Below are 22,123 nucleotides of genomic sequence, written 5' to 3' on the forward strand. Positions count from 1 at the left end.
AACAGGGTTCGCAGGGCGGAGGGTCCGAGGGCGAGGCTTCCGAGTCCCGTGTGACAGGCGCGCGTTCGGGGGCTGCTGAGTCCCCGGAGACTCCGGCGCCTTCGGAGGCTGCTAAGGCTTCCGGGAACCCGGCGCCTTCGGAGACCGCTAAGGCGCCCGGGATCCCGGCGTCCTCGGGGGCCGCCGATGTTTCTGAGACCTTCGCCCCGTCGGGGGCTGTTGAGTCCCCGGGGGCCACGCGGGCCCCGGCGGGCACCCCGACCCCGGTGGGCACGCCCACCCTGGCGGTCACTCCGACCGCGGCGCGCACGGCAAACCCGGCGGCCACGCCAACCTCCGCAGCCACGCCGGCCCCGGAGGACGGCCAGGACCCGGCGGAGCGGCGCTCGTTCGAGCCCGGGGGCGCTCCTGCGGCCGTCTCCGGGCTTCGGGAGCGCGGTGCGGGTGATTCCACGGAGTCGGGCGCTCCGGAGGCCGACACGGGCAGCCAGGGGGCTTCCGGGGCCGCGTCCGGGCGGGACGAGGAGTCCGCTTCGGTCGGTGCCGCGGGGGCTGACGGCGATTCCGATTCCGTACGCGACGCCGAGGCGTCGGAGCCGGCCGAGGCCGCCGCGTCCGGGATCCGGGATGATTCGGGCTCTTCGGACGCCCAGTCGCCGGATTCCGCTTCGGGAGAGTCCGAGGGATCCGACGGGTTCGGGGAAGTTGACGGACGCGATGCACCCGGCCGCCCGAACGGGCCGGTGAAGTCCGAGACCTCCACGGGCACGTCGTGGGGCCGGTCCCGTACCGACGACGATCCCGGCTCCGCCCCGGAAGCGGGACCCGAGCCGAAGGCCGACTCGAAGGCCGACTCGAAGGCCGACTCGAAGGCCGGGCAGACGGCCGCTTCCAAGCCACAGGCCGCTTCCAAGCCACAGGCCGGATCCGACTCCGACTCCGACTCCGGCTCCGGCACGGAGCCCAAGCCGGGCTCCGCCACCGACCCGGCCCCCGGCCAACCCCCCGCCGACGAAACCCCCGTCGACCGCCAGACCGCCGTCTTCAAGGCCTTCGAGCGGCCGCGGCCCGTCGACCAGCCCACCACCACGCTCAAAAGGCCCACGCCGCCGCCCGCCAAGAACAACCCGGGCACCAGCGCCAGCACCTTCGTACCGCTGCGCAGGGACGAGAAGTCCGAGGTCCGGGCAACGCCCCCGCCCTCCGCCTCCGCCCCCGCGTCGAAGCCGGCACCCTTCCCCGGCTCCACCGGAACGAGCACCCCGGGCACCCCGACCCCCACACCCGCCGGCTACACCGGACCCGCGCTCTCCGGCGCGGAACGCACCCGGCAGCAGCCCATGCCGCCCATGCCCCCGCTCGATCTCCTCGCCGAGCTGACCAACACCCCGCCCCCGCCCCAGACCCCGGTCCGTACGGCGGTCCGGCGGGTCAAGATCTGGACCCCGCTGGTCCTCCTCGTACTGATCATCTTTGCGATCGTGCAGGCTTTCCGCCCGCTGCCCGACCCCGCGCTCTCCCTCACTGCCCCTGCCACCTTCACCTTCGACGGCGGCAAGCTCGACCTGCCCTGGCCGTCCGAGGGCCAGGGTGCCCTCGAGGTCGAAGGAGTCGGCAGCCTCGGGAAGTACGGCGCCGGCAAGCCCGCGCCCATCGCGAGCGTCGCGAAGACCATGACGGCCTACGTGATACTCAAGGACCACCCCATCACCGGCAAGCAGGTCGGCCCCAAGATCACGGTCGACAAGCAGGCGGGCGAGGAGTCGAACCGTCCCGACGAGTCGACGGCGCCTCTTCAGGAGGGCCAGCAGTACACGCAGAAGGAGATGCTCCAGCTCCTGATGATCCCGTCGGGCAACAACGCGGCCCGGCTCCTGGCCCGCTGGGACGCCGGCTCCGAGAAGGCCTTCGTCGCGAAGATGAACGCGGCCGCCGACGACCTCGGGATGACGAACTCCACGTACACGGACCCGAGCGGGCTCATGGAGACGACCGTGTCCACCCCGGCCGACCAGCTCAAGCTGGCCGAGGCGGTGGTACGGAACGACGTCTTCCGCGAGATCGTGAACACCCCGGACATCGAGATCCCGGGCATCGGCAAGCGGATCTTCAACAACAACAAGATCCTCGCCGAGCCCGGCGTGAGCGGCATCAAGACCGGCTCCTCCACCCCGGCCGGCGGCAACCTGCTCTGGACCGCGCAGACCATCATCGACGGCGAGAACCGCCGGATCATCGGCATAGTGATGGGCGCGCAGCAGGCCACCACCCTGGACGACAAGCTCAACCTGGCCATCCAGAACAGCCTCAAGCTGATCAAGGCGTCCCAGGACGGCGTCACGTCCGCCGCGGTCGTCAAGAAGGGCGAGGTCGTGGGGCAGGTGGACGACGGGCTGGGCGGTACGACGCCGGTCGTCGCCACCAAGGACCTCAAGCCGGTCGGCTGGGCCGGCCTGGAGGTCACGCTCAAGCTCGGTGACAAGGGTACGAAGGTCCCGCACACGGCGAAGGCGGGCACGGTGGTCGGCGAGCTGACGATCGGCACCGGCGACGGCAAGGTCTCCACCCCGGTCGCCCTCCAGAAGGACCTGGCGGAGCCCGGCTTCGGCGCCAAGCTGACCCGCGTCGGCTGATCTCCGCCCGGGGGAAAGCGCCGACCCGCCGCCGGGAAACGCCGACCTGCTCCCCGGAGGGGAGCACCCACCCGCCCCCGGGGGCGCGTCGACCTCCCCCTGGGGGGCGCGTCGACCCGCCCCCCCCGGAGGGAAGCGCCGACCCGCCCCCCCAGGAAGCACTGATCCCCACCCCGGGGAGAGGGGTCTCACATGCCCCTCTCCCCGGCCCGCCCGCCGTGCTAGCGTCCGAAACGGACATCTGCTGAACGGGGCAGGGCAACTGTGGGACGCGGGGACGGCGTCCTTAGGACATGAGGCCCCCGGGCGCACGCGGCAAGGCGGCGCCCGGAGGGGCATGTCGGGGAGACGTGGAGAGCCGCAGTGACCACCACTGAGCCGGCCCGTACGGACGGCAGCACCACCCCCGAGGGGGCGCTGAGACAGCTGCCCGCGCCGCCGGCCGGCGAGACCGGGGCCTTCGCCACCGGTCTCCGCGGCTTCCGTGACCGCGTGCGGAGGCACCCGGTCCTCTTCACCGGCGCGCTCGCGGCGGTCGTCCATCTCCTCTGGTTCTTCTTCTTCGCAAACAGTGGCGGAGACATCGCCGCCCAGGACGCGTGGGCCGAGTTCGTCGGCCGCCACCCCGACTCCGCGTACAACCTCGCCTGGTACGGCGGGATGCACCCGGTCTCGTACAGCGTCGTCTCGCCGTACCTGATGTCGGTCCTCGGCGTCCGTACGACGATGATGATCGCCGGGACCGTCTCCGCCGCCCTGCTCGCCCTGATCCTGGTGCGCGTCCGCGCGGTCCGTAACCCCGTCGCGTGCGCGATGGCCGGGGTCTTCGCGTTCCTCTGCAATGCCCTGTCGGGGCGCGTGACGTTCGGGCTCGGCGTGATGTTCGCGCTGGGCGCGGTCGCCGCCGTGTTCTGCTGGCCGCACCGCTGGCGCAGGAAGCGCTGGCTCAAGGCGGTGGCCGCCGCCCCGCTCGCCGGGCTGGCGACCGCGGCGAGTCCCGTTGCCGGACTGTTCCTCGGAGTCGTCGCGGCGGCGCTGTTCGTGAACAAGCGGCGCCCGGGGGCGTACGCGCTCGGGCTCGCCCCGGCCGTCGTGGTGGCCGTGTCCGCCTGGCTGTTCCCCTTCTCGGGGACGCAGCCGATGTCGGTCGGGACGGCGTCGCTGCCGTTCGTCTTCGCGGTGTTCGTCTTCGTACTGGTGCCGCGCGACTGGCGTACGGTACGGGCCGCCGCGGCCGTCTACGGCGTCGGCGTGCTGCTGACCTGGGTGGTCGACTCCCAGATCGGCTCGAACGTGTCCCGCCTCGCGATGATCGTCGCGGGGGTGGTGCTGCTGGCCGCGCTCCCGTACACACACCCCGGCTCACGCCGGTGGTACGCGCTGGTGGTGGCGTTCGCCGGCCTGAACTTCTGGATCGGCTTCAAGGGCGTCGACGACATCGTCCGTACCGCACCCACCGCCTCCTGGACCCGTGAGCTGGCGCCGCTGGTCAACCAGTTGCAGCGGGCCGGCGCCGAGCGGGGCCGGGTCGAGGTGGTCCCGGCCAGGAGCCACCGCGAGGCCTCGGCGCTCGCCCCGTACGTCAATCTCGCCCGGGGCTGGAACCGGCAGGCGGACATGGAGCGCAACCCGATCTTCTACGACGACACCCTGTCCGCGGACAACTACCGTGGCTGGCTGGACCGCTGGGCCGTGCACTTCGTCGTGCTGCCGAAGGGCAAGCCCGACACGGGGGCGAAGATGGAGGCGGAGCTGGTCCAGAAGGGCCAGCCTTACCTCAAGCCACTGTGGGGCGACGCCAACTGGCAGCTGTTCGCCGTCGAGGACCCGATGCCGCTGGCCGATCCGCCGGCGACGGTGGACCGGGCGGGCGCGGGCGAGCTGACGATCCACGTGAAGACGGCGGGCCGGGTGCTGATCCGTATCCCGTACTCGCCCTGGCTGGGCCTGGTCGACGCGGAGGGCAAGAGCGTGCTGCCGCCGCAGGAGACGGAGGCGTCCAAGGCGAAGGACGACGACGGCCCCAAGGTCTACACGAACCCCAACGGGTGCCTGATGAAGACCGAGGAGGACGCGGAGGGCGACGAGTGGACGGAACTGCTCGCGCCCCGGGCGGGGGTGTACCGCCTGGCGGCGCCGTACCAGCTGCCCAGGGGGACGGGCTGCCCGGAGGAACTGCGCTGAGGGGGACCGGGAGGCCCCCCTCAACCGTGCTGTTGTCACCCCACCTCACGGGGAAGGCGACGTCTCACCTCACAGGGAAGGCAGCGTCTCACCTGACGGGGAAGGCGACGTCGCAGACTTCGTCCGACGGTCCGGCCCCGTCCCAATCGGCCTCGAAGTAGATCTCCCGGCAGGGCCCGGCGATGGTCAGCCCCCGCTCGGCGATCCACTCCTCGACGGCCTCGAAGGCGGACAGGATCTGCGGGTGCGCGACCTGGGCCTTGGTGACCCGTACGTACGCCAGCCGCTGCGCGGGTTCGATGCGCAGTCCGGTCGTACGGTGGTTCTCGGCCGCGTACGCCTCCGCCGCCCGTACGTCCCACACCGGCACGCAGGTCTCCGCCGGCCCGTCGCTGTCGAGGCTCACCTCGGCGTGGTAGGCGACGAAGGGGGTGCCCGCGACTCCCCCGCACCGCTCGGCGGCGCCGGTGAGCCGGTCGAGGGCGGCGGGGATCCAGCGCGGCAGCTCGGCGGCGAGCAGATGCCTGCGCTCGGTCAGTACGGCCTGCTCGCCCACGTCCACGGTCTTGATCTCGTACATCGGACTTCTCCTTCTACCGGACAATCGGTCACGGAGATGGGTGGCCACCGCACTCTGTGTGGCGTGGCGTTCCTCGCGCTCGGCCCAGTAGCCGGCGAGTACGTCGGCGGCCTGCGGTCCCGGCAGCGCCACGACCTCGGCGATCCGGGCGAGGGGCATGTCGAGCTGCCGGAGCAGTGCCACCAGCCGGGCCCGCTCGACCTGGTCGGGGCGGTACCAGCGATAGCCGGTGACCGCGTCGACCCGGTCGGGCGCGAGCAGACCGAGACGGTCGTACAGGCGCAGCGCTTTGGGCGAGAGCCGCGATCGGGCGGCGAACTCGCCGATGGTGAGGAGTTCCCCGAGGTCTTCCATGGCCCCATCTTCCGTCGCCGGGCCGCTGTCGGCCCGGTGACGGGAGGGTGAACCCTGCCGTTGGGGCAAGGTCAATCCCCGGCTTCCGGTTTCCGGTGGGGGTGTGATCGCGCATAGTGGGGCGGCATGAGGCCCGAGCACCCCGAGTACCCGTCGCGCAGAGCACTGCGCGCGGTGTTGGCGGTCCTGGCGCTGGGGGCCGTGGTCGCGGCGGTAGTCACGCTCACACTCACAGCAAGCGACACCACAGACGCGGCGACGGACGACACCGCACCGTCCACGTCGGCGCCGACGGACGTCATACAGCCCCAACTCCCCGCCCTGCGAGGGGCAGTGGTTCCCACCTCGCAACCGAATCAGGGCTACTCGGTGTGGGCGGGGCCGGGTTGTGAGACGGGGGAGTACGAGGAGAAGGGCCGCTTCGAGAACGGCGACGCGGCCTGGTACACGGTGAAGTCCGGCGGCCACCAGGGCGATTCGTGCGACGGCAGCTTCTCGGCGATCCCCATGTCGGGCAGCGCGAACGACGACCGCGGCTCGACGGCGACCTGGTCGTGGGAACTGGGCAGGGGCTACGAGAAGTGCGCCCTGTCGGTCTACATCCCGAAGACCGACAACACCCGCGACACGGCCGGCGACCCCTCGGTCTACGAGGTCCTGTCCGACAAGGACGACCCCACGTCGGGCTACGCGGCCTTCGGCATCCGCCAATCAGCACACCGGGGCACCCTGCTGAAGGTTGGCAACTACCGTGTGAAGGCGGACCACTTCACGGTCCGCCTGAGAGACAGAGGCCAGGACTGGGGCACCCCGTCCCGCTACGGAGCCCACCACGCGGCAGCCCAGATGAACCTGACCTGCACCTGACCGCACCTGACGCCCGGCCCCGAACCCTTCCGTAGGTGGGGGGATGGGACAGCTGTCTCCAGCTGTCCCATCCCCCCGTTCCCCCCGTTCCCCCCGTTCCCCCCGTTCCCCCCGTTCCCCCCGTTCCCCCCGTTCCCCCCGTTCCCCCCGTTCCCGGGTGGCCTTCCCCGGCCGAAGAGGCCGGTAGTAGCCGGGTCCGTACGCGGATAACAGCCGCCCCACAGAGCACGGCTGCTGGCCGGCTGCTGGCCGCCCCCCTCACCGCCCGGCGGCCGCCCTCAGCCCCGAGCCGGCCAGGCACGCCGCCGCCACCGAGACCGTGAGGAGCGCCGTGTCCGCCGTACCGCGCTTGGCGAGCCCTGTACGGATCTCGTCCACCAGCGTGTGGAAGAGGAGCGCCCGCCGGGAATCGGCGAGCACGGCCGCGGTCTCCGCGTCGACGCCCCAACTCCGCAGCGCACCCTCACAGTTGCCCCCGACGGCGAGCCGCGCGCCCTCCGCCACCCAGCTCCCGGCATCCCCGGCCATCCGCTCCAGCATCTCGACCAGCGAGTCCCGCGACCGGCTCTGGATCCGGTCGAGGACGGTGATGGTCCGCAGGTACTCCTGGGGCTGGGTCGACAACAGATCGGGCGACCGGTCGACCCACTCCCAGTCGAAGACCGGTGCCGATCCGTCGAACACCGCCGAGCGCTCCGTCGCGGTCAGCAGGGTGCCGAGGAAGAGCGTGGCGACCTTCTGCTCCCGCTCGTCGATCCGGTCGAGGAGCAATTTGGCCCGGATCCGCGCCGGCGGGTGGGTGGTGCCGCTGCGGACGAACAGGGCCCGCTCGGTCACATGGACCGCGAGCATCGCGACCAGCGGGCCCAGAACCGAGGAGAACTGTATGGCCGGTTCCGCCTCGGTGCCCGCGAACTCGCGCTCCGACGCCCGTACGGTGGCCCGGTGGGCCAGCAGGTCCGCGTCGAGTTCCAGACGCTGGTCGCCGGAGCACGCCGGGACGTGTTCACCGGGTGAGAAGGCGCTCATCGGGGTCCGGTGCCCCAGCACGTGGTGCGCGATCTCATGACCGACGACGAAGCGGGCGGCCTGGAGCGTGACGAGGCTGCCGATCTCCATGACCAGCGGGTCCGCCCGATGCCCCAGCTTCGCGGACTTTCCGTACACCCGCTGGTTCACGTTGTAGTAGCGCAACAACGCGGTGAGTACGGCGGGATCCCCACCCATCGCCCCCTCACGGGCCGCGCGGAGGGCCTCGAACAGTCCTCTGACCGGGCCCCGCCCGCCGATCCGCGCCAGTCCGATCCCGGAGAACTGACCGTACACACCGGCCAGCGTGAGAATCGAGTCGGAGACCTCCACCAGCCCCGATCCGTCGGCGAACGGTGTCATCTGGGCCGACACGTCGTCCTGCGGGAACGAGCAGACGAACACGGTGTCCAGCCGCTCCTGGGGAAAGCCCAGGTCCCGCAGCGCCGTCTTCATCTCCTCGGTCACATGCCGCATCAACGCCGTCGCCGGATCGTACGGTGACGCCCCCTCGCTCTTCCGCCAGTCCGCCATGCTCGCGTCCAGCTGACGGAGCGACTCGTGGTCGCCGAGCCTGGCCAGTTCGGCACGGATGTGCGCCAGCTGGTCGGTTCGGTTGACCTGCAACCGGCGGAGCTTGCGTTCCGCCATCGACTCCCCGCCGCTCATGACGGCGCCGGGGCGTTCGCACAGAAGGATCCGAGACCGATACGGGCCACCAGCACGGCGAGCACGCCCGCGGTGGCCGGCTCCTCACCGAGGTGCTGGAGTACTTCGTACACCGCTGCCGCGTCGAGCACCCGGTCCGAGCCGGTGGTGCCGAGCAGGCCCCGGACCCGCTCCTGGTGGCAGATCTTGCGTTGCAGATCACGGTGCTTGTGCTCGAACCACTGCTTGCCGAAACGGCGGTTGGCGCCCCGGTCCGCCGGCGAGATGCCGAGTCCGTCGTCGAGGAGGCCGGCGCCGAGCAGCTCGAACAGCTCGTCGTCGGTCTTGTCCAGGTAGAGATCGAGGGTCATGGAAGTGCGTCCCCTGTGTTCCGAACGGAAGGCCCGCCGCCCGCCGCGGCGGCCTGCCACCACCGTGCCACCAGGGCCGGCGCGCGCCCATCCCTCGGAGGATGAGCGGTACGGGGGCCGGGCTCACCCGCCGGGTGAGGGACGGAGCGACGGACACGCCCCAGGGCGGGTCCGCGAAGTGGCGTCTGGCTCGCGACGCCTGGCACGCGCGCTCGCGGCGTTGTCGGACCGGGCGAGTGCATCCAGTACACGCTCGGTCCTCCGCCTTGCGATCGCACGCACCAGACGCCGCGAGCCCCGCCCTGCGGGCGAACGACGCCACTTCGCGGACCCGCCCTAGGGGTCGTCTTCAAAGGTCATATCCAGAGGAAGATGGAGGCGATGGTGACGGTGGCTTGGTAGGACTCGCGGGTTTTGTCGTAGCGGGTGGCCAGGCCGCGCCATTGCTTGAGTCGGTTGAAGCATCGTTCGACGACGTTGCGGAGCCGGTAGACCCTCCTGTCGAATGTGGGTGGGCGGCCGCCGCGTGAGCCTTTGCGCAGGCGGCCTGTGGCCTGGTCGATGCGTTCGGGGATGGTGTGCCCGATACCGCGTCTGCGCAGGTAGGCGCGGATCTTGCGAGAGCTGTAGCCCTTGTCGGCGATGACGTGGTCGGGTCGGGTGCGGGGACGTCCCGGGCCGGTGCGCGGAACACGGATGGCGTCCAGGACGTCTTCGAAGCGGGTGCAGTCGTTGGTGTTGCCGCCGGTCAGGACGAAGGCGAGGGGCCGGCCGTGTCCGTCGCAGGCCAGGTGGACCTTGGTGCTCAGTCCTCCACGGGATCGGCCGAGGGCGTGATCACCCGCTTCGTCCCGGTCGGCAGCCCCCTTTTCCCACCGGTCGCGTGCTGGTGGGCCCGCACGATCGTGGAGTCCACCGACACCAGCCAGTCGATGTCACCCGCCGCGTCCCTCTCCGCCTGGATCGCCTTCAGCATGCGGGAGAAGGTTCCGTCCAGCGCCCACCTGCGGAAACGCGTGTACAAGGTCTGCCAGGAACCGTAACGCTCCGGCACGTCCCGCCAGGCCGAACCGGTCCGCAGCTTCCACACGATCCCGTTCAGCACCACCCGGTCATCCGACCGGGGCCGACCAGCCGTCCCCGAACTCGGCAACAACCGCGACAACACAGCCCACTCAACATCCGACAACTCATGACGACGCACCACACCCGCCATAATCCCGCATCGCACAAACAGCTTTGAAGACGACCCCTAGCGCGCGAGGTGCCGACGGACGTCCTCGGCGACCTGCTCCCGGGTGGTCATCCCGTACTTCCGGTAGATGTTCTTGAGATGCGCCTTCACGGTGTTCGGGCTACGGCCGATCTCGGTGGCCAACTCCTGGTTCCCCAGCCCGTTCACCAGCAGCACCGCCACCCGCTGCTCCACCTCGGTCAGTGAGAGAAAGCGCTGTTCGGGCCCCTGGTCGGCCCACAGCGCCATCTCCATCAGTTCGGTCTGGGTCTGCTCACAGAGCCGGACGATCTCTTCAGGAGCCCGAAGACTGCCCGCTCCTCCGTCCCCGGCCTCGGCTCCCGCCTCCTCCACCATGTGCCGGGCGATGCCGTGGATCTCGGACAGCCGGGCGGCCATGTACTCGATGACATGATCCGACGTGAGGGTCCGTGACACCCCGCCGCCCGGCAGCAGCAGGAGAAAGGCCTCGGTGTCCTCCTTCTCGCGGGTCAGGACCCGCGCCAGTAACCCGGTGAGCCACTCGAAGGAACGAACGGCGTTGTCGTCGAAGGCGCCCGGGGTGTAACTGTGCATGGACACCATCCCGAACAGCACGTCGCGAGACCCCTGTTCGGTCCGGAACATCGGTACGGTGACCGCGTCGGCCGACCGTCTGCGGGTGTCCCCGAACGACATGCTCGCGTTCAGCACCGCGCCGTTGTCATAGGCGAAGCGATACGTCTGCCGATGCCTGACCAGCCAGGCCGTCTGCCCGCTCGGTCCGTAGGTGTGGGAGGTGGGGTCATCGAAGACGCTCCCCTCATAACCGTACGGAAAGCGCACCCGGTTGGCGCCGTGCAGCAGCGCCACGTAGAAGGAGTCGAACGGCGCCAGCTTCGCAGCGGTAGCGCGGACGTAGTCATACAAATCGTACCGATCCCCTGCAAGCCCCCCGCGCATCTTGTGATACGCCTCATGCAGAATCCCCATACTCCTGGCATCGATCCTCGCCGGAACGTCCCCCATGCGCAGCCCTCCAAAGACCCAAAACCGCCACCCCCATCGTGCCCCCGCACCCCCCACCCGTCACCCAACCCAACGCCGACGCCAACGCCTCCCACAGAAAGCCCCCGGATCCTGATCGGTCCAAGGCCTCTTTCCCATGTGCCTCGGCAGGATTTGAACCTGCGACACCCGCTTTAGAAGTGGGATCAGATCTATGCCGTAGGCCGGTTCCGGACCGCGAGGTGCTGTGCGGGATTCTGTTCGTGTTGCACACGGGAATCCAGTGGGAGCACCTGCCGCAGGAGCTGGGCCCCGGGTCGGAGATGACGTGCTGGCGCCGGCTGCGGGACTGGAACAGGGCCGGTGTGTGGCGGCGTCTCCACGAAGTCCTGCTTGCCGAGCTGAACGCCGCAGCGAGGCTGAACTAGTGGGGAGCCGTGGTCGACTCTTGGCACGGCAGGGCCTTGAAAGGGGGTTACGCACGGGCCCCTCGCCAGTCGACCGAGGCCGGCCCGGCTCGAAACGCCATCTGATCACCGCCGGCTGCGGAACCCCGCTCGCCGTCATCCTGACCGGCGGCAAACCGCAACGACGTCACCCGTTGTTGCCCCTGATCGACGCCGTTCCCGCGATCAGAGGCCGAGGCGGCCGCCCTAACCGCACGCCGGATTCACTGTTTGCCGACCGTGGGTACGACCACGACCACGACCTCTACCGCAACCGAGTCCGCGCCCGCCGTATCGTGCCGGCCATCCCACGACGCGGTACCCGACACGGATCAGGACGGGGCACCCACCGGTGGGTCGCCGAACGCACCTTCGCGGGGCTCCACGGTTTCAAACGACTCCGCATCCGCTGGGAACGCCGAGCAGCATCCACGAAGCCTTCCTCAAGCTCGCCTGCGCCCTGATCGCCTGCGACAGATCAACTCATCCTGTTGGCCGTTGTCAGACCTTGTTCGAAGTCGCTGCTGTTGATCTCTTCCAGTAGGTCTCGGACGGCTTCCGGGACCTGCAAGTCGAGGTTCCCGTCGACCCTATGGGGGAAATATCGGGGAATGGCGGCCGGGCCGCTCACTCACCGCTCACGCAAACGGCCCCGGACGAGGAGTCCGAGGCCGGATAGCGTGCCTTCCTGGAGGAGAAACCCCAGGTCAGCGGCTTAACGTGTGGTGCCCCCGGCAGGATTCGAACCTGCGACACCCGCTTTAGGAGAGCGGTGCTCTATCCCCTGAGCTACGAAGGCGGGGCTTGGGTTAAGCCTTCGAGGAATTTGAACGAATGAATCCTCCTGGCAAGGCGGCCAAGTCCGCTGGTCAGACGTGGTACCAGCACTGTTGCACCCTTTTGTGGGGCGCAGCCAACCGGTTCAGCGGCTCACCAGGAAACAGGGTAGCGGATGCCCGTCCCGGACGACGCCTCGGAGAGGGGTAGCGAGCCGGGACTCGGGCGGCCGCCGGGGCAGCGTCCGGTTCGTCCGTGCCGCACGACGCGTTCCTTCGGCGGGGCTTCGGGGAACGTGGTGGGAACGTATGTCTGTTCTGGGTAGCCTGCCTCGATCTGACCAGGCCAGAGAGGTCCAGAGAGGTTCCCACCGTGAGTGTCACCACGTCGTCGCTGCCCGAGCGGATCGAGCTCTCGGGGGAGGGGGTTGTCCTTCGTGACTGGACGGAGGCGGATCTGGTCGCGATGCCGGCGCTGTTCGATCACCCCGACATCGCCTATTGGACACCGATCGTCTCGCCCTTCGACGAGGCGGCCGCACGCGCGCGGCTGGAGCGGGACCGGCAGATGCGGAAGGACGGTACGACCATCCTCCTCGCCATCACCGTCGAGGGCGGCGCGCCGCTGGGTGAAGTGATGTTGCGGCGGGTGTCCGAGGGCGCGGAACTCGGGTACGCGGTTGGTCCGGCCCATCGCGGGCAAGGGCTGGCAGCTCGGGCGGTGCGCGTCATGGCCGCGTACGCCTTCGAGCAGTTGGGCGTTGAGCAGGTCGTTCTGGAAGTGGAGGCCGAGAACGCCGCCAGCGTGTCCGTGGCCATCAGGACGGGCTTCGGGCTGCTCGACGTGCCGCTGATCACCGGCGAGGAGAAGGGGCGGCCCTACGTTTTGCAGACGTGGGGCTTGAAGCGTTCCTGAGTCTTGCGCCAGGGCGGGAGAGGCCGGAATTCAGCTGCCGGGTGCATGCCGATTGCCGTGAAGGGCGTGCTGGAGTCCGGTTGTTGACCTCGGGGGTGGGGGCGCATAGCGTCCCGTGGTGTGGGGGATCTTGGGCGGGATGTCGGTGCGTTGAGCTCGTCCGGGGCGCCCTTTGGGGTGGTACGGGGGGAGGGGGGCGGCCTCGTTTATGCGAGTGGGCCCCGGACCCTGGTTGAGTTTGTGGAGACCACTTGGGCCTTCGGGGACCGGCCGTTTCTCCTGATCGGTGAGCGGACCTGTAGTTACGGGGAGTTCTTCGCCGCCTCTTCCGCTTTGGCTGTGCGGCTTGTGGGTGAGGAATTCGGGCTGCGGGGCGGGGATCGCGTGTGCATTGCCATGAGCGATCGGGTCGAGTGGCAGGTTGCCTTCTGGGGCGTTCAGTTGGCGGGGTTGGTGGCTGTTCCCGTTGACACCTCTTGGGGGGAGGAGGCGTTCACGTCCGTGCTCGACGACTGCGACCCCCGGTTGTTGTTCGTCGATCGTGAGAGGCTGCCGCGCGCTGCTGGTTGGGCCGATGCCGCCGCGGCGCGGGTTGTCGTGTGGGGTGAGGGCGGAGAGGGGGAGCTGGGGGGCGTCGATCCTGCTCTCGCTCCTCCCGCGCTCGACGTGCGGCCTGAGGACTTCTCCACCATCTTCTACGCGGGTGAGGCGAGTTCGGGCCGGCCGCCCCTCGGCGCCGTTGCCACCCACCTTGCTCAGGCCGGGGCCGTGATGAACGCGCGCTTCTTCGCCGCCGTCTCCGATCTTGGGAAGCGGGGGCGGATTCCTGGGTTCGGGCCTGTGCCCGTCACGAACCTCGCGTACCCCTTCTTCCACCCCGCCGCCTTCGCCGACGTCTATCGCGCCATGGCAGTCGGCGGCGCCCTCCTGGTGGGGGAGAGAAAGGAAGAGGGGAAGGGGGAGGCGGATGCCGACCCGGGTGGGTTTCTCGCGGAGACCTGTGGCGCCGTGCTTCTCGACGGGCGGCCCACCCCCGTCACCGAAGTCCGCGTCACCGGGGCCCGCGGCGAAGTCCTCCCCGACGGGGAAGCCGGGGAGCTGTGGCTGCGTGGGCAGTCGCTCGCGCGGGGGTACTGGGGCGATCCGGAGGCCGGCCGTGCCGCTTTCCCGGAAGGCGACGGTGGGTGGTTCCTGACCTGTGTCCGGGCCGCTGTCCGGGAGGGACGTGTCAGCCGGGACGGGGGAGAGTGAGGGGGCCCGCCTACGACCTCGTCACCCGCACCCTGAACTCGCCCCGTTCCTCCCCCACCACCGCGATCCGGATCCCGTTCGCCCGGTCCACGAACGACTCGCCCGGGCGGTACGGCGCGTCCGACAGCTCCGCGTGTACGTTCGGCCGCCGCGTGCAGCCCCCGCTCGTCTTCGCGCTGTCCGCGACCGTCACCGGCCCGCGCCCCGTGTCGACCCCCGAGTCCACCCGGTAGATCAGCACCCCCGGCCGGCACACCGCCTCGTCGTTGCCGGCCCGGGTGCGTACCTCCACCGCGTACCCCGCGTCCTCCGATATCGGTACGAACGTCAGCTTCGGGCCCCCCGCCGTCGCCAGCGGGCCCAGCAGGTGCTCACTGCTCCCGTCCGTGGAGGCGCAGCTGATCTGTGAGTCGTCCAGCCAGCCGAGCTTCCATTTGTGCCAGCCCAGCAGGTCGTTGTTGGCCCCCCAGTCCTCCGACATGATGTCCCAGTGCCCGACCGTGCCCCCGCCCTGCGGCGTGTACAGGTCGGGCAGGCCGAATACATGGCCGTTCTCGTGGGGCAGCACCCGGTAACCCGTCTCCGCGTACGACCCCGAGCCGTCGTCCTGGCGGCTGTAGACGAACGACGTGTTGGCCAGCGGCACGCCGTCCGCGTGGGGCGCGTCCCCGTTCCCCGAGAAGGTCACGGACAGGACCGTGTCCAGCGCCGAGGGGCCCGCGTTCGGCGTGACCAGGACGTTGATCAGGTCGTACTCGCTGAAGTCGACCTTCGGGTCCGCGACCCGCACGAGGTCCTCGACGAGCTTCCGGTAGCCCGGCTCGTACGGTGACCCGCGCACTATCCCGTACGCCGTGAAGTCCTGCGGCATCCGCAGCCACGTGGTCACCGGGGCCTCGGGACGGTAGTCGAGCCGCCCGTACGAGCTGGTCCTGAACCACTCCGACGTCTGCGGGAAGAATTCCCCCAGCCGCCCGAGCGCGTCCCCCGGGCCCGGCGCGTCGGGGAAGTCGATCATCAGGTTCAGGGCGCGGACCGTGCCGGTGGAGGGGGAGTAGCCGGGCGGGGTGGGCACACCCTCGGACATCTGTACGGTGGAGCCGGAGGCGATACGGCACGGGCCGAGGGGCGAGTCCAGACCGGTGGCCGCCGGACCGGCGCTGGCCCGGGACGGGGCCTGGAGGGTCGCGCTCGCCGTGGTGAGCGCGGCGAGGGTGACCGCGGCGAGACCCGCGAGCGCGCCGAGCCGGCCGGGCCTGCGATGACGGCCGCGGTACGGGCCCGACCGTCCGTCGCCTCTGCCTCCCCCTGCGCCTCCCCCTGCGCCTCCGCCTCCGCCTGCGCCTCCGCCTCCGCCTCCGCCTCCCCCTCCGCCCCTGCGTATCCGACGCGTCTGCTGCATGCGGTCGCCTCCGGGTCCGCGGCGGCGGGCCGGTCCTGACCGCTGCCTGTTCGATACCGCTGCCTGTTCGCTCACCTGCCTGTTCGATCACCCTCCGTCGGTCGGCGTGTCGGCGCTCGCTGGGTGCGCCGATCGTGGGTTTTTTCCGGGTTTGTGTGTGGTTCGCGCATGATCGTTCCCCATGTGACCCAGGTCACGCGGGGAAGGTGAAATAAGCGGGGACCCTCTCCCCGTTTGCACCGGTGTTCCAAGGAAAACGGGGAAGCGATCCCCGCTTACCGGGGGATCGGATCGAACGAAGATCGACCGAGGATCGACCGAGGGAGGGCCGGACGTGACCACCACCGCCGCGGAACCACGCGTGCGCCGCATTCCCCGGCCGCGCGCCGACGCGCTGCGCAACCGGGAGCGCATCGTGCACGCGGCCCGTGAGATGTTCGTGGAGTTCGGCCCCGAGGCCGCGTTCGACGAGATCGCCCGCCGCGCCGGCATCGGGAACGCCACGCTGTACCGGCACTTCCCCGACCGGCACTCCCTCGTCAACGACGTCGTGCTCTCCGTGATGGCCCGTACCGCCGAACAGGCGGAGCGGGCCGCGATCGAGGAGGACGACCCGTTCGCCGCGCTGCGCCGCTTCGTGCACGCCGCCGCCGACGAGCGGATCGGGGCCCTGTGCCCCATGCTCTCCGGTACGTTCGACCGGGACCGCCCCGAACTGGACGCCCAGCGCGAGCGCCTCGAAGGCGCCGTGGAAGGGCTGATGGAGAGGGCCAGAAGGACAGGACAGCTGCGCGCCGACGTCGCCGTGGGCGATCTGATGGTCGCGCTGTCCCAGCTCACCCGCCCGTTGCCCGGTACCGGCTGCGTAGACATGGACCGGTTCACCCACCGGCATCTCCAGCTGTTCCTGGACGGACTGGCCGCCCCGGCCCGGTCCGTACTGCCGGGCAAGGCCGCCACCCTGGAGGATCTGCGCCGCGCCGCTCCGTGACGCACCCTGAACCAAGACCCACGGACCAAAACCCTCAGGACACCGGACCGAAGAAACCCTCAGGACACCGGGCCAGATCTCCAGGACACCGGGCCAGACCTCACCAGGACGAACGTCCCGGGCGAACGTGCCGAACTTCGTCCGTCCATCACTCCGTCACTCAGTGACCCCAGTGACTCCATGACCTCGTAAGGCATGCACCGTCGCATGTACTTACGTACGTTTTCGCCTTTCTGCACCCTTAGGTGGATCCCTCCATGTCAAAAACAGCCGAAACACGGCTCCCCGACCAGGACGCCTCGGCTCCTGACCCGACCCGTTGGAAAGCGTTGGCGTTCATCGCCCTCGCCCAGCTGATGGTCGTGCTCGACGCGACGATCGTGAACATCGCCCTGCCCTCCGCCCAGAAGGACCTCGGGATATCGGACGGCAACCGGCAGTGGGTCATCACGGCCTACGCGCTCGCCTTCGGTGGGCTCCTCCTCTTCGGCGGCCGTATCTCGGACCTGTGGGGACGCAAGCGCAGCTTCGTCGTCGGTCTCTCCGGCTTCGCCCTGGCGTCCGCGCTCGGCGGCGCGGCCACCAGTGAGTTCATGCTGCTCGGCGCCCGTGCCCTCCAGGGTGCCTTCGGTGCCCTTCTCGCCCCGGCGGCCCTGTCGCTCCTCGCGGTGACCTTCACCGACCCCAAGGAGCGCGCGAAGGCCTTCGGCATCTACGGGGCGATCGCCGGTGGCGGTGGCGCCGTGGGTCTGATCCTCGGCGGCTTCCTCACCGAGTACCTCGACTGGCGCTGGACGTTCTTCGTCAACGTTCCCTTCGCGGTGGTCGCCGCCCTCGGCGCCTACTTCGTGATCCGGGAGCCCTCGGGCACTCGTAACCGCTCCGCCCTGGACGTCCCCGGAGTGGTCCTCTCCACGCTGGGCCTGGTCTCGCTGGTGTACGGCTTCACCCGCGCCGAGTCCGAGGGCTGGTCCGACCCGTCGACCATCGGTCTCTTCGTCGCCTCCGCCGTGCTCCTGGCGGCGTTCGCGGTGGTCGAGTCCAAGGTCAAGAACCCGCTGCTGCCGCTGCGCGTGGTGACCAACCGCAACCGCGGTGGTGTCTACCTCTCGCTGGGCCTCGCGATCATCGCGATGTTCGGGCTCTTCCTCTTCCTGACGTTCTACCTCCAGATCGTGAAGGGCTACTCGCCGGTCGAGACCGGCTTCGCCTTCCTCCCGATGATCGCGGGCATGATCATCGGCTCGACCCAGATCGGTGCCCGGCTGATGACCCGGGTGCCCGCCCGGCTGCTGATGGGCCCGGGCTTCCTGCTCGCGGCCATCGCCATGCTGCTGCTGACGCAGCTGGAGATCGGCTCCTCGTACGCCGGTCTGATCCTCCCGGCCGAGGTCATGCTGGGTCTCGGCATGGGTACGGCGTTCATGCCGGCCATGTCCCTCGCCACGTTCGGAGTCGAGCCGCGTGACTCGGGCGTCGCCTCCGCGATGGTGAACACCTCGCAGCAGGTCGGCGGCGCGGTCGGTACGGCCCTGCTGAACACGATCGCGGCCTCCGCGACCACCTCGTACCTCACCTCCCACGCCGTGGGCTCGGGCGGCCAGAAGCTGCTCCAGGCCCAGGCGCTGGTGCACGGTTACGCGAGCGCCATCTGGTGGGCCGTCGGGATCCTGGTCGCCGCCTCGGCGATCGCGGTCACGTTCATCACCGCCGGGCGTCCGAACATGGACCCGACGAAGGTCGGCGGCAGCGAAGGGGCCGAGGGCGAGGTCCAGGTCCCGGTCGCGATGCACTGACGGTGCCGCGGAAGCGGAAGGCGACGGTGTACGAAGCGGTGGCGCGGTGATCCCGTGCCGGCCGTGGTGAGAAAAAGAGTGCGAAAAAGAGTGCGAAAAAGCGCGGTCGGCGATCGCGCGGCACGGTAAGACGGATCTGCCCTGGTGTCGCAGCGGTTCAGCGGCGCCAGGGCAGATCCGCGCCCGTACCCTCCGGCTGCAACCCCTTCGCGATCACCCACATGATCTCGCCGAGCTGGGTCACCTGCTCGGGGGTCAGCCGGTCGAAGATCGCCTGGCGTACGGCGGTGACGTGTTCCGGCGCGGACCGCGCGAGCACCTCGTTGCCCTCGTCCGTCAGGTACGCGTTCTGGCCGCGCTTGTCGGAGGGACAGTCCTCGCGCCGGACCCAGCCGTACTTCTCCAGCCGCGCGATCGCGTGCGAGAGCCGGGACCGGGTGATCTTGGCGGCCCTGGCCAGCTCCGTCATCCGCATGCGGCGGCGGGGGGCGCGGGCGAGGTAGACCATCAGGGCGTAGTAGATGTGCGGCATGCCGGCGTCGCGCTGGAGCTGGCGGTCGAGATGGTCCTCCAGGAGGGTGCTGCCCTGGACGTAGGCCTGCCAGGTGTCCTGCTCGGCGGGGGTGAGCCAGCGCGGGTCCGCGCCGCTGCCTATACCGCCTGTACGGCTGCTCGTACCGCCCGTGCTGCTCGTACCGCCTGTGCTGTCCGTACCGCGTGTGCTGTCCGTACTACCGCCCGTTCCGGCCGCGCTGCCGGAGGATGCCGTGGTCATGAGGCCACTCTACCTATTCTTGAAAGTTAAACTAGATGCGGCTAGGCTTGCTGCGGCAAGTGCTTGAGGTCTCAAGTAAGAGTCCGGACCATCCGAACGGATCACCTTTGGAGTCGCCATGAACGCCGTCGCGGAGCGCATGCCAGCCCTCTACCTCTCCCATGGCGCGCCCCCTCTCGCGGACGACGCGAACTGGACCCGCGAACTGGCCGCGTGGTCCGCGGCACTGCCCCGCCCCAAGGCGATCCTGATGGTCTCCGCCCACTGGGAAGAGGCTCCGCTCGCGCTCGGTGCGACCGAGACCGTACCTCTTGTGTACGACTTCTGGGGATTCCCCGAACGCTATTACACGGTGGAGTACGCGGCGCCGGGTGCGCCGGAACTGGCTGACTCCGTAAGGAAGTTGCTGCGCGGCGCCGGTACGCCCGTACAGGACGTACCGGACCGCGGTCTCGACCACGGGGCCTATGTGCCCCTGGTGGAGATGTTCCCCGAGGCCGACATCCCCGTCCTCCAGGTCTCCATGCCCACCCTCGATCCGAGGAAGCTGCTGGAGATCGGGCGCAAGCTGGCGCCGCTGCGGGACGAAGGGGTGCTGATTGTCGGCAGCGGCTTCTTCACCCACAACCTGGCGGCACTGCGACACGCCGGCGGCGGGGTGCCGGGCTGGTCGGCGGAGTTCGACGACTGGGGGACGCGGGCGCTGCTCGCGCAGGACATCGACGCGCTGCTCGACTTCGAGAACAAGGCGCCGGCGGGGCGGCTGGCCCATCCCCGTACGGAACACTTCGCGCCGCTCTTCGTCACGCTCGGCGCCTCGGAGGCGGTCGGGGAGCTGGACAGCGGGCGGAGCGTGATCGACGGCTTCTGGATGGGGCTGGCGAAGAGGTCGCTGCAATTCGGCTGAGGGGGCGGGTGCGCGGGGCGGTCCTCAGCGGGCCGGCGGGTCGGGCCCGGAGGAGTGCAGCCGCTCCAGGGCCTCGTCGAGCGTGCCGGTGGAATCGGGCGGGCCGTCGCTGTCGATCGGGCCGCCGGTGGAATCGCCAGGGCCGTTGCTGTTGTTGTTACTGATGCCGGTGGTGACGCCGGTGGTGTGCTTACCCGCACGCCAGGCGCGGCGCCGACGATGACGTGACGGACCGCAGACCTTCGGTGACGGCCCACGGACCGAAGCCGTGGGACCCGGCAAGAGCTACACCTCAGGCCCCAGCCGCTTCTCGTACCACGCCACGTCCCAGTAGCGCCCGAACTTCCGGCCGACCTCGCCGTACGTCCCCACGTGCCGGAAGCCGAAGCGGGTGTGCAGCCGGGCCGAGGCGTCGTTGGGCAGGGCGATGCCCGCGTACGCGCGATGCACGTCCTCATCCGCCAGCGCGTCGAAAAGCGCCTGGTAGAGCAGGGTGCCGAGGCCCCGGCCCACGCGGTCGGGCGCGCAGTAGACGCTGACTTCCACGGAAGTGGAGTAGGCGGGCTTGGGACGGAACGGGCTGCTCGTCGCGTACCCGAGAATGCGGGCAGACGGGACATCCTGAGCAACCAAAAGGCGGTACGGGCCGTCTACAGGGTGAGAGCGCAGCCACGGCAGCCGCTCCTCCGGAGTGAAGGCAACGGTGTCGAAAGTGATGGCCGTCTCATGGATGAAGTGGTTGTAAATGTCCGTGAGTGCGCCGAGATCGGCCTCCGTCCCGGCCCTGACCTGCACGTCCGTCGGCGGCTGCGGCATGCGCCCTCCCTCGTCGGCCGGACAGGGTACTGCATGATCACAAAAATCCAGGTACGCAGGGGAATTCTGTCCTGATTCCAGTCGTTGTTTCCAACGGATGCAGGGCACCCGAAAGGGTGTCGCGACCTACTCAGTCCAGTTAAGGGAGCTCGCATGGCAACCCGTGCCGTCGCCCGTCGTTCCGCCACCGGCGGTTCGAAAGCGGCAAGCAGTGTTCGCGCCGTGGGCGGGGAGATCGCCGACCGCGACCTGGTCGGCATGTACCTCGACGAGATAGCGCGCACACCCCTGCTCGACGCCGCCAAGGAAGTCGAGCTGTCCCAGACCATCGAGGCAGGTGTGTACGCCCGGCAGATCCTCGACGGAGAGGTGAGGAGCGAGGCGGGCGGAGCCTCGCACGAAGAGCTCGAGGCGCTGGTCGCCGCGGGCGAGCGTGCGAAGGACGTCTTCATCCGTTCCAACCTCCGTCTGGTGGTGGCGGTCGCGCGCCGGTATCCGCGCAGCGGCCTGCCCCTGCTCGACCTGATCCAGGAGGGCAACGCCGGCCTGGTGCGTGCCGTGGAGAAGTTCGACTACGCCAAGGGCTTCAAGTTCTCGACGTACGCCACGTGGTGGATACGTCAGGCCATCACCCGGTCCATAGCGGACCAGTCCCGTACGATCCGGCTGCCCGTCCACCTGGTGGAGGAGCTGGGCAGGATCCGCCGCGTACAGCGCGAGTTCAACCGTGAGAACGGCCGCGATCCTGAGCCCGCCGAGGTCGCCAAGGAGCTGGACTCGACCCCGGAGCGGGTCAACGACGTGCTGGACTGGGCCCGTGACCCGGTCAGCCTGAACATGTCGGTGGACGACGACGGGGACACGCAGTTCGGTGACCTGCTGGAGGACACCTCCGCGGTCTCGCCCGAGCAGTCGGTGATGACGCTCCTGCGCAGTGAGGAGCTGGACGATCTGATCGGCAAGCTCGACGAGCGCACGGCCTCGATCATCAAGATGCGCTACGGCATCGTGGACGGCCGGGAGCGCACGCTGACCGAGGTCGGCAAGGAACACGGCCTCACGCGCGAGCGGATACGGCAGATCGAAAAGCACGCGCTCATGGAGCTGAAGAAAATGGCTCGTGACACCGGCTTCGACGCGGCGGCGTGACGTCGCCGCCC

The 22,123-nt window shown here is 69.8% G+C and carries 18 protein-coding genes, 1 tRNA gene and 1 pseudogene; 10 read left to right on the forward strand and 10 right to left on the reverse strand.

What is annotated here, in order from left to right:
- The first annotated feature begins 743 nt into the window (after positions 1-743).
- Together OG349_RS21390 and OG349_RS21395 are read left to right on the forward strand one after the other, a co-directional pair.
- Positions 744-2,633, forward strand: a complete 1,890-nt coding sequence (locus OG349_RS21390; RefSeq protein ID WP_327236133.1) for a serine hydrolase — start codon at positions 744-746, stop codon at positions 2,631-2,633.
- Positions 2,634-2,996: 363 nt separating this feature from the next.
- Positions 2,997-4,817: an MFS transporter gene (locus tag OG349_RS21395; protein WP_442806285.1), complete on the forward strand. Its 1,821-nt coding sequence runs from the start codon at positions 2,997-2,999 to the stop codon at positions 4,815-4,817.
- 88 nt (positions 4,818-4,905) lie between these two features.
- On the opposite strand, the gene OG349_RS21400 is transcribed toward OG349_RS21395, so the two are convergent.
- Positions 4,906-5,751 (reverse strand): MerR family transcriptional regulator, encoded by an 846-nt coding sequence (locus OG349_RS21400; RefSeq protein WP_327236134.1) that lies wholly within the window; start codon positions 5,749-5,751, stop codon positions 4,906-4,908.
- 126 nt (positions 5,752-5,877) lie between these two features.
- On the opposite strand from OG349_RS21400, the gene OG349_RS21405 reads away from it, so the two are divergent.
- Entirely contained in the window at positions 5,878-6,618 is a 741-nt protein-coding gene (locus tag OG349_RS21405; protein ID WP_327236135.1) for an adhesin, read from the forward strand.
- 258 nt (positions 6,619-6,876) lie between these two features.
- On the opposite strand, the gene OG349_RS21410 is transcribed toward OG349_RS21405, so the two are convergent.
- The 4 genes from OG349_RS21410 to OG349_RS21425 all read right to left on the reverse strand — a co-directional run bounded on the left by OG349_RS21410 (position 6,877) and on the right by OG349_RS21425 (position 10,908).
- Positions 6,877-8,316, reverse strand: coding sequence for a hypothetical protein (locus OG349_RS21410; RefSeq protein ID WP_327236136.1), 1,440 nt, complete (start codon positions 8,314-8,316; stop codon positions 6,877-6,879).
- Positions 8,313-8,666: a hypothetical protein gene (locus tag OG349_RS21415; protein ID WP_327236137.1), complete on the reverse strand. Its 354-nt coding sequence runs from the start codon at positions 8,664-8,666 to the stop codon at positions 8,313-8,315. Before OG349_RS21415 ends, OG349_RS21410 begins: the two co-directional genes overlap by 4 nt.
- Before the next feature lie 356 nt (positions 8,667-9,022).
- Positions 9,023-9,870 (reverse strand): IS5 family transposase gene (locus tag OG349_RS21420; RefSeq protein ID WP_442806354.1). Its coding sequence is split into 2 segments (ribosomal slippage): positions 9,023-9,520 and positions 9,523-9,870, totalling 846 coding nucleotides; the frame shifts between segments, so codons are not numbered across the junction.
- Positions 9,871-9,918: 48 nt separating this feature from the next.
- The gene (locus OG349_RS21425; RefSeq protein ID WP_327236138.1) at positions 9,919-10,908 is read right to left on the reverse strand and encodes a helix-turn-helix transcriptional regulator; all 990 of its coding nucleotides are present in this window, start codon (positions 10,906-10,908) and stop codon (positions 9,919-9,921) included.
- Between the two features lie 197 nt (positions 10,909-11,105).
- Here OG349_RS21425 and OG349_RS21430 point away from each other — a divergent pair.
- Positions 11,106-11,877: pseudogene (locus OG349_RS21430) on the forward strand (IS5 family transposase); the annotation flags it as partial.
- 179 nt (positions 11,878-12,056) lie between these two features.
- On the opposite strand, the gene OG349_RS21435 reads toward OG349_RS21430, so the two are convergent.
- Positions 12,057-12,132, reverse strand: a tRNA-Arg gene (locus tag OG349_RS21435).
- 350 nt (positions 12,133-12,482) lie between these two features.
- On the opposite strand from OG349_RS21435, the gene OG349_RS21440 reads away from it, so the two are divergent.
- Together OG349_RS21440 and OG349_RS21445 are read left to right on the forward strand one after the other, a co-directional pair.
- The gene (locus OG349_RS21440; protein ID WP_327236139.1) at positions 12,483-13,025 is read left to right on the forward strand and encodes a GNAT family N-acetyltransferase; all 543 of its coding nucleotides are present in this window, start codon (positions 12,483-12,485) and stop codon (positions 13,023-13,025) included.
- Between the two features lie 120 nt (positions 13,026-13,145).
- Positions 13,146-14,276, forward strand: a complete 1,131-nt coding sequence (locus tag OG349_RS21445; protein ID WP_327236140.1) for an AMP-binding protein — start codon at positions 13,146-13,148, stop codon at positions 14,274-14,276.
- Between the two features lie 10 nt (positions 14,277-14,286).
- Here OG349_RS21445 and OG349_RS21450 read toward each other — a convergent pair whose 3' ends face one another.
- Positions 14,287-15,678 (reverse strand): M6 family metalloprotease domain-containing protein, encoded by a 1,392-nt coding sequence (locus tag OG349_RS21450; RefSeq protein ID WP_327236141.1) that lies wholly within the window; start codon positions 15,676-15,678, stop codon positions 14,287-14,289.
- Between the two features lie 334 nt (positions 15,679-16,012).
- Between OG349_RS21450 and OG349_RS21455 the strand changes: the two genes are divergently transcribed.
- Together OG349_RS21455 and OG349_RS21460 are read left to right on the forward strand one after the other, a co-directional pair.
- Positions 16,013-16,669, forward strand: a complete 657-nt coding sequence (locus OG349_RS21455; protein WP_327236142.1) for a TetR/AcrR family transcriptional regulator — start codon at positions 16,013-16,015, stop codon at positions 16,667-16,669.
- 257 nt (positions 16,670-16,926) lie between these two features.
- On the forward strand, positions 16,927-18,465 hold the full coding sequence (locus OG349_RS21460) for an MFS transporter (RefSeq protein ID WP_327236143.1): 1,539 nt from the start codon (positions 16,927-16,929) through the stop codon (positions 18,463-18,465).
- 157 nt (positions 18,466-18,622) lie between these two features.
- On the opposite strand, the gene OG349_RS21465 is transcribed toward OG349_RS21460, so the two are convergent.
- On the reverse strand, positions 18,623-19,240 hold the full coding sequence (locus tag OG349_RS21465) for a MarR family winged helix-turn-helix transcriptional regulator (RefSeq protein WP_327236144.1): 618 nt from the start codon (positions 19,238-19,240) through the stop codon (positions 18,623-18,625).
- Positions 19,241-19,358: 118 nt separating this feature from the next.
- On the opposite strand from OG349_RS21465, the gene OG349_RS21470 reads away from it, so the two are divergent.
- The gene (locus tag OG349_RS21470) at positions 19,359-20,147 is read left to right on the forward strand and encodes a dioxygenase family protein (RefSeq protein WP_327236145.1); all 789 of its coding nucleotides are present in this window, start codon (positions 19,359-19,361) and stop codon (positions 20,145-20,147) included.
- Positions 20,148-20,171: 24 nt separating this feature from the next.
- Here OG349_RS21470 and OG349_RS21475 read toward each other — a convergent pair whose 3' ends face one another.
- Both OG349_RS21475 and OG349_RS21480 read right to left on the reverse strand, forming a co-directional pair.
- Entirely contained in the window at positions 20,172-20,429 is a 258-nt protein-coding gene (locus OG349_RS21475; RefSeq protein ID WP_327236146.1) for a hypothetical protein, read from the reverse strand.
- A gap of 3 nt (positions 20,430-20,432) precedes the next feature.
- The gene (locus OG349_RS21480) at positions 20,433-20,963 is read right to left on the reverse strand and encodes a GNAT family N-acetyltransferase (RefSeq protein WP_327236147.1); all 531 of its coding nucleotides are present in this window, start codon (positions 20,961-20,963) and stop codon (positions 20,433-20,435) included.
- A gap of 153 nt (positions 20,964-21,116) precedes the next feature.
- On the opposite strand from OG349_RS21480, the gene OG349_RS21485 reads away from it, so the two are divergent.
- Positions 21,117-22,112 (forward strand): sigma-70 family RNA polymerase sigma factor, encoded by a 996-nt coding sequence (locus OG349_RS21485; protein ID WP_327236148.1) that lies wholly within the window; start codon positions 21,117-21,119, stop codon positions 22,110-22,112.
- Positions 22,113-22,123 lie beyond the last annotated feature (11 nt).

Source organism: Streptomyces sp. NBC_01317 (assembly GCF_035961655.1).
GTDB lineage: Bacteria > Actinomycetota > Actinomycetes > Streptomycetales > Streptomycetaceae > Streptomyces.